The sequence below is a fragment of the Pseudomonas sp. 2822-17 genome (genome assembly GCF_002742485.1).
GTDB lineage: Bacteria > Pseudomonadota > Gammaproteobacteria > Pseudomonadales > Pseudomonadaceae > Aquipseudomonas > Aquipseudomonas cyclaminis.
Genome location: NZ_LJRZ01000294.1, coordinates 1 through 337, shown reverse-complemented (window position 1 = coordinate 337; position 337 = coordinate 1). Strand labels below are relative to the sequence as shown.

The 337-nt window shown below is 30.3% G+C and carries 1 protein-coding gene; it reads right to left on the bottom strand.

Annotated elements, in window-relative coordinates; translation table 11 throughout:
- A partial coding sequence (locus AOA60_RS03985; RefSeq protein ID WP_143522382.1) for a polymer-forming cytoskeletal protein occupies positions 1-337 on the bottom strand: 337 nt, incomplete at both ends.

Below are 337 nucleotides of genomic sequence, written 5' to 3'. Positions count from 1 at the left end.
CATTAATACTATCTTTGGAGTATTGTTTATGTTTATCTTTATCTATTTCTTTTGTTTTCTCGTTTATCTTTTCTTTTTCTATTTCAATAACATTAGAATTTGATTTATTCGAGCCCTTCATTATACTCTTACCTTGCAAATGTCCATTTTCATCAATTACAATAGTAGTCATTTCTACTGTACCTTCTAGTTTACCTGAATCAAAAATATGAATTTTATTATCTATTTTTGCAGTTCCTTTTAACTCCCCTGCCAAAAATAAGTTCCTTGCAGATACAGCCCTTTCAACATAACCTTCTTTTCCGATCGTTAAATCTCCTTCACACCTAACTTCACC